Source organism: Dysgonomonas sp. 216, from assembly GCF_010501065.1.
GTDB lineage: Bacteria > Bacteroidota > Bacteroidia > Bacteroidales > Dysgonomonadaceae > QVMM01.
The window spans coordinates 55,774-62,270 of sequence record NZ_QVMM01000021.1 but is presented as its reverse complement, the minus strand read 5'-3'; the positions used below and the strand labels follow the sequence as shown (position 1 = coordinate 62,270).

Below are 6,497 nucleotides of genomic sequence, written 5' to 3'. Positions count from 1 at the left end.
CATCTCGTCCGAGACACTTAGTGGTATACTTTTCAATTACTAAGTGGACTACTTTTCAATTATATTATACAATTTATATGTGCAAATATATAACAAAAAGCGTGCAACTAAGTTGCAAACTTATCACAATTGCCACAATACCCTTTAATAACCAAATTTACGCTTTCGACCTGCATTGTTGAGGATAATTCAAAATTAGGTATGGATATATTTTCCAGACAGAATGCCTTCTTACAATAGTTACAATAGAAATGGGCGTGCAAATCGTTTATGTCACAGTTGCAGTCGCTATTGCATATCGAATATTTTACAGAACCGGAGCCGTCATCAAAACTGTGTATCAATTGATTTTCGTGGAATAGGTGTATAGTACGTGATATCGTTGATTTATCCACGGTTTCAAGCTTTATCTCCAAATCGGATAAGCTAAATGCCCTGTCGAAATCAATCATTGCTTTCAAAATCAATATACGGGTGGATGTCGGTTTTACGTTCCGGTCTTCCAATAATTTTATAATACTTCCGCTCATAATCAGTAATTATTAAGTACAAATTTACTATATAACAAGTTAGAATCCATTAATTTCATATTTTTTAAAACTGCATTGAAAAAGCCAGCCCTCCTTGTTGTCCATTATAGAAAGGAGATAAAGCGATATTTTGTTTGTTCTTTTTTCCCTGACCGCCATTAAACATTTTCTTTTCAACGGTTGGATATAACCAGTAGGCAAGTTTTGTACTTAATATTCCAATTCCTGCACCGAAAGCAACATCGCCAACCCAGTGTTTGTTATTATAAATTCTGAAAGCTCCCGTCCCGGCTGCAATAGTATATCCTGCAACTCCATACCAAATAGAAACATCTTTGTATTCCTGCCATAGAAATTCAGCTCCCATAAAGGCTATTGCCGTATGTCCCGAAGGAAATGAATTTTTTGCGGACTTATCAGGTCTTTCAACTTTCGCTGTATATTTTAACCCATTCACTGATGCTGCTGTGAACAGGCTTGCCATTCCTAAAATAATTGTTCTGTCTTTAAAGTTGTGCTTACCTTTTATCCCGACTAAGTTTAAGGCATATACACTGGCGGCAGGAACATATTGTGTAATGTCATCAATCTGAAATCGTTCGGGTGTATGCGTTATCACTTCATGTCCGATAGCATAATTTAACAGTCGGTTTTTAGGAGCGAGGGTTGCTTCAATAGTTCCGTACAACATCAGAGAGGCAGGGACTATTAATTGTTTACAGGAAAACGTGTGTTCATCGGAGACAGGAATGCTGTCATTGAAGGATAATTCGATTTCGGCAGTTTCAGCCAAAGCTTTTACTGGTATTAAAAACAAGGATGTTATCGTAATGAAAGATAGAATTATTTTTATTTTTTGATACATGGTTTTCAATTTTAACGTATATATTAAATGAAATAACTAACAATCAGCTCACTTGAAAATACCATAAGCAGCATATAGACTGAAATTGTTATTGTTAACAGATTTATCTGTGCTGTTGGATAAAATACTGTTACTGTGTCTGTTTCATAATATTGAATTATTTTCTTTCTACCCAACTGATATAATTTATAAACAAGTGCTCCTAAAATACTTCCGCTGATAGCTCCTGCGATAATGTCTGATATAAAATGTACTCCTAAATATACCCGTGAGTAGGAAATCAATACTGCCCAAAGGAGTATAACAATGCTATAATACCTATTTCTGAAAAGAAGCAGGGTAAACATAGCGAAGCCGAAACTATTGGTGGCGTGCCCAGAAATAAAACCATATTTACCTCCGGTATATCCATTGAGAGTTCTTACATTTTCCATAATACCGGGGTAGTGTGTGGGGCGTGGTCTTTCAAATAATGGCTTCATCAAATGACTGGAAAACTGGTCGCATAATGTAAAAACAACAATAATAGCAAGTAGTATGGGAAGCCATTTTGTCCATGACATTTTATATATGATGTTAATAATCAGCACAAGTGTCATCGGCATCCATATTTTTAAATCGGAGAATAGCCACATCGTATTGTCCCAAAAATAGGTATGTGTTCCATTTACAAAGAGAAAGAGGCTCTTTTCATATGGGAGAAATTTATCAAGCATATTGTTAGTATGTTTATTGGTTGTATAATAGTTTATCTGTACGAACAAGGGCATAGGGATCGCCTGTGATTTCAGAAAAAACCAAATACTTCAGAGATACTACAAGCATACATACAGATATTTGCGACTATACTTGTAGCAAGTTTATATTATGAATATGATTTGAAAATGCCATTTCCCTGATGTATCAGGCAGGCAAGTACGGGGGAGCACGTAAACCATTATAGTGATTTACGTGTGCAGATTGGTAGTTCAGTATATACTCTCCAAAATCATTATCAGAGATCGTGGAGTCAACAAGGACATTTAAATGTGTGGGAAGTAAGAAGAATAGGTTAAGATTATCTTTAGCTGATAATATTTTGAATATCATTTCGTGGTCTAAGGATGGCACGATAATATCCAATTCGGTAATGCATGAATAGTCATAAGTGTTTTGTCCCGATATATCTTTATGATAGGTATGTTCATCATTATATGTATCATCATCCTCACAAAGTTCCGTAATAACACAAGCTATCCCTTCGTGATGATGATGAGGTATTACTGTCATAACCAACAGTATAAATATGGACAACGACAGTATTGATAAAATGAAATACCTTTTCATACCTTATAAACTGTAGACTGAATAGATTATTGTTTCAAACATTTTAAATAAAGGATTCAATAAAAGACTATTATTTCCTTTTATTGAATCCCCACTGAGAATATTTTAGTGATGATTACCATCATGCGAACCGTGTGAATGGCCATTCTGATCATGCGTACCATGATCGGTTCCGTTGTGATGTGTACCGTCATGGTTTTTCCCCGAATGATCGGAATATGCACAGGCTTCATGTGTGCCATCTTTATAAATATCGCAATTCTCGTGATTTCCTGCAACACATTGTTCAGCTACACTTGCTTTATAAGCGGCAACGTCATCAAACCCTAAGGCGGCTGCTCTTGTTTCAATGTCCTGTTTAGCCGATGTGCCAAAATCGTCATGGTCATCATTACTGCATGCTACAAATGATACCGCAAATAATACTACTGCCAACGAATAAAATAATTTCTTCATTTTCTTTTTTTTTTTGAATTAATTAAACTGTTTGTTACTGAAACGCTTTCGTATAATTAACCGCACAAAGTAGGATTTACCCTACCACAAATCAGAAAATAATTTCAAAAAATACAGTTGGAGTAAATGGAGTAGCTTTAGTGAAGATATTGGTAGCAGTATTCTGACCGGAAACCCGATAATTGTATTTTATATTCTTAGTATCGAAAACATTCAGAAGCGATACGCCTGTTTGCAGTTTTATTCTCTTTATTTGCTTTCTGTATGTGACACCTATATCAAAACGGCTATACGATTCATCGGAAGAATCTGTATGTCCATATTCGGAGTTGTGTTGTCCTTCTTCATTACCTTGTCCATGCCCATGCCCATGCCCTCCGGTTGAGGTATATGTAAAACCTGTACCGTAAACGTAACTCAAAGAAAAGTAGAATGGATCGAAAGCACCGATACCTCCGACCTTTATCTCATGTGAAAGTTCATTTTGAGGTTTCCGAAGGTTATTAATAGAATACGAACCATACAGGGTGTGGTTTTTAATCTGCTTTTTAGCATACAGATCTGCACCTAAAATTGTGTTGTCTATCTTATAAACTGTATTATCCAAAAAATACTGCCCGTTTTTTGTCTTTTTATAATATCCTTCCAGACTTACCAAAAAACCGTTTTTACTATATGCAATGCCTGCGGTAGTGTGCATTGCTTTGGTAAATGTGCTATCTGCCATCGTCCACACCGTTTGAAATCCCGATTCATCATATTCATAGGCAGTACGGGTAAGGAATTGGTTATAGATTCCCCATGAAGCCGTTGCTGTCAGTTCTTTCGATAGTTTATATCTTCCTGATAGACGGGGTTGTACATACACTTTTTTATCAAGCGGCATATCTACTCTTACACCTGCGTTCACAGACAATTTGCCTAAAAGGATATTGTCTGTTATATAAACTGTCGGTTTTTCCAGTTCCCCACACAGGTCATTCAGACTTACCCTGTATTGCTGCCATTCTCCACCGATTTGTATTTTATTACGGGTTCCAATGGAAAAATCGTGATTGAGTTTTATCGAATATTCTTGTACTTCATTGTCCAGATGGCTAACATCTTCGTTTGTTGGTTTTTTATCGCCAACGATTGTGAGGTTATCCAATAAAGAAGTAAGACGAGAAAAAGTTGCAGTGATCTTTGTCGTTGAGCCGTTTTCCCATACTCGTTTATAGGAAGCTGCTCCACCATATTGCCTGTTTTTTTCAGAAGCATTGAGGTCGTATTCTTCCGGTTGCTTTACCGAATATTTGAAACGGTCGTTGGCTCCGTAGAGACTGATGTAGTAGGAATCGTCCTTAAATGCTTTTCCTGATAATTTTACATTGGCATCGTTAAAATGATAATCAGGCTTTATATATATATCGGAGATGCTTGGTGTAATATTGTCCTTGTTGGAAAAATCAACATTCTCTTTATTGTACAAATTGTAAAATGTCTGCCTGTAAGCGGCAGATATATTCAGCTTCTTAGTCAGAGGAACAGAAGCGAAAAGATTCATTGTATAATTGCTGATGCTTGCTTTTACCGAAGGTCTGAAAAAATCACCATCTATACCTGTAATCTCTGTAATAGCTCCAATACGCCCTCCCTGATTGGAACTGTAACCTCCTTTCATAATGCGGATATCTTTCACCATGTAAGGATTGACAGAACCTATATGGTCATTATAATTCTTTATACCGAACAGCGTATATCCGTCATACGTTATTTTGCTCTCGCCCATATTGCTGCCCCATACAATCATATCTTCCGATGGTTCTCCCGATGCTCTTACACCGGGCATCATTCGCATAAGATTAAACACGGTATTGTCGATGCTTCCCGGCAGATATTTTGCAACCTGATGATTGATGCGGATTTCACCTGCGTTATTTCCCGATTGCATAAGCATGGTTGCAGACAAAGGGCTGACAATGACTTCGTCCATTGTATAAATAGTGGGCAGTAAACTTATCTCATTTAATCCCGGAGATAGGATAGTGTCCTGTACCTGATAGCCTAAATATTGAGCCTGTACATGCAGCTTCCCTTTTCTTTCAGTTCTAAACGAAAAAAAACCAGCTTCGTCAGTCGATATTATTCCTTCGGGAGTGGTAATATAGGCGTAAGGCAGATTTTCTCCGTTTTCGGCATCTTTTATTATTCCCGAAAACGTATAGTATTTTTTAGCTTCAACAACTAACGGCAGCTCTTTCTTTTCAATGTATGTCGTTATAACATAAACCCCGTTTATATTCTCAAAGCGAAACGGTTTATCTTTTAGTAAAAAATCAAGTACTGAATGAGGGCTATTAAATGTTTTATTGACTGATACCTTATATTTGGATAGTGCATTGTCATCAAATGAAATTTCTACGGACAAACCTCTCAATACATCATTCAAGGGTTTATCTTTAACAGCCAAATGCAGCTCTTGTGAAAAAGCTGCAATAGTGCTTACAAAGATTATTGCCAATATAGCAAATAGTTTCTTCAATTATTTTATCTTAAATTCGATTCCGAACGGAGTACCTACTATTTTAAGAACATCGTTCGGATCATTCGTTTTTGTAAAATTACCTGAATATGAATAATCCGGAATTGAGTTTGGCAATACTTCAATGTTGTACTGTCTTTCAATCTCCTGAATTACATCCGGTAAAGGTACACCAACGAAAATAAATTTCCCCTGTTTCCAGTTGATAGATTCTTTTGCATCATCTATATCCTTTGAAGTCAATTTGCCGTTATCCCATAATGCCTGCATGTTCGGGGTAAGTATTACTGATTCTAATTTATCAGAAACATTCACTTTTCCTGTCAAACAAGTTACATTATATTTCCCGTCACGACTGAATATATTGAAACTTGTACCCAACACACTGACTGTATATTCTCCTGAACGTACATCAAAAGTGCTTCCTTTTTTGACTTCAAAGTACGCTTCTCCTTTCAGTTCCACATCACGGGAAATATGCCACCATAAAGGTTTATAAGTTATTTTACTTTCGGCATTCAAATCTACTGTAGAGCCATCAGGTAGTACAACAGCCAGATGCGAGCCTCTACCGACAACCTCATTTTTGGTATAGAAAAATGCTATACTGGGCAACAGTATTATAATGGCGGCAACTGAAGCAGCTACATAAAACCGAAGGGATTTTCGTTTCGGTTCTATCCCTTGTGTAGTGGTTTCTTCTGTCAAGTCAGCAAAGGTTTCATTCCATATCTTATCTTTGCTCTTTTCCCACCGGGGTTCTATTTTTATTTTGTCGGTATTCATATACATACTT

7 protein-coding genes are annotated in these 6,497 nt (G+C 36.6%); all 7 read right to left on the bottom strand.

From position 1 onward, the window contains the following. Positions 1 to 107: 107 nt before the first annotated feature. The 7 genes from D0T53_RS11845 to D0T53_RS11815 all read right to left on the bottom strand — a co-directional run bounded on the left by D0T53_RS11845 (position 108) and on the right by D0T53_RS11815 (position 6,487). Positions 108 to 530, bottom strand: a complete 423-nt coding sequence (locus D0T53_RS11845; RefSeq protein ID WP_163268163.1) for a Fur family transcriptional regulator — start codon at positions 528 to 530, stop codon at positions 108 to 110. Between the two features lie 64 nt (positions 531 to 594). After that, positions 595 to 1,395, bottom strand: coding sequence for a phosphatase PAP2 family protein (locus D0T53_RS11840; RefSeq protein ID WP_163268161.1), 801 nt, complete (start codon positions 1,393 to 1,395; stop codon positions 595 to 597). A gap of 23 nt (positions 1,396 to 1,418) precedes the next feature. Beyond that, positions 1,419 to 2,111, bottom strand: coding sequence for a phosphatase PAP2 family protein (locus D0T53_RS11835; protein ID WP_163268159.1), 693 nt, complete (start codon positions 2,109 to 2,111; stop codon positions 1,419 to 1,421). Between the two features lie 187 nt (positions 2,112 to 2,298). Further along, positions 2,299 to 2,721: a DUF6769 family protein gene (locus D0T53_RS11830; RefSeq protein ID WP_163268157.1), complete on the bottom strand. Its 423-nt coding sequence runs from the start codon at positions 2,719 to 2,721 to the stop codon at positions 2,299 to 2,301. A 105-nt stretch (positions 2,722 to 2,826) separates the two neighbouring features. Next, positions 2,827 to 3,177 (bottom strand): hypothetical protein, encoded by a 351-nt coding sequence (locus tag D0T53_RS11825; RefSeq protein WP_163268155.1) that lies wholly within the window; start codon positions 3,175 to 3,177, stop codon positions 2,827 to 2,829. 91 nt (positions 3,178 to 3,268) lie between these two features. Next, positions 3,269 to 5,701 carry a TonB-dependent receptor gene (locus D0T53_RS11820; RefSeq protein ID WP_163268153.1) on the bottom strand — a complete coding sequence of 811 codons (2,433 nt, stop codon included), beginning with the start codon at positions 5,699 to 5,701 and terminating at the stop codon, positions 3,269 to 3,271. After that, positions 5,702 to 6,487, bottom strand: coding sequence for a FecR family protein (locus D0T53_RS11815; protein ID WP_163268151.1), 786 nt, complete (start codon positions 6,485 to 6,487; stop codon positions 5,702 to 5,704). Positions 6,488 to 6,497: the final 10 nt, after the last annotated feature.

Excerpts from the sequence above, each read along its gene's own strand:
- D0T53_RS11825 (WP_163268155.1), bottom strand. The coding sequence starts at position 3,177 with ATGAAGAAATTATTTTATTCGTTGGCAGTAGTATTATTTGCGGTATCA.
- D0T53_RS11835 (WP_163268159.1), bottom strand. The coding sequence starts at position 2,111 with ATGCTTGATAAATTTCTCCCATATGAAAAGAGCCTCTTTCTCTTTGTA.
- D0T53_RS11845 (WP_163268163.1), bottom strand. The coding sequence starts at position 530 with ATGAGCGGAAGTATTATAAAATTATTGGAAGACCGGAACGTAAAACCG.
- D0T53_RS11815 (WP_163268151.1), bottom strand. The coding sequence starts at position 6,487 with ATGAATACCGACAAAATAAAAATAGAACCCCGGTGGGAAAAGAGCAAA.
- D0T53_RS11830 (WP_163268157.1), bottom strand. The coding sequence starts at position 2,721 with ATGAAAAGGTATTTCATTTTATCAATACTGTCGTTGTCCATATTTATA.
- D0T53_RS11840 (WP_163268161.1), bottom strand. The coding sequence starts at position 1,395 with ATGTATCAAAAAATAAAAATAATTCTATCTTTCATTACGATAACATCC.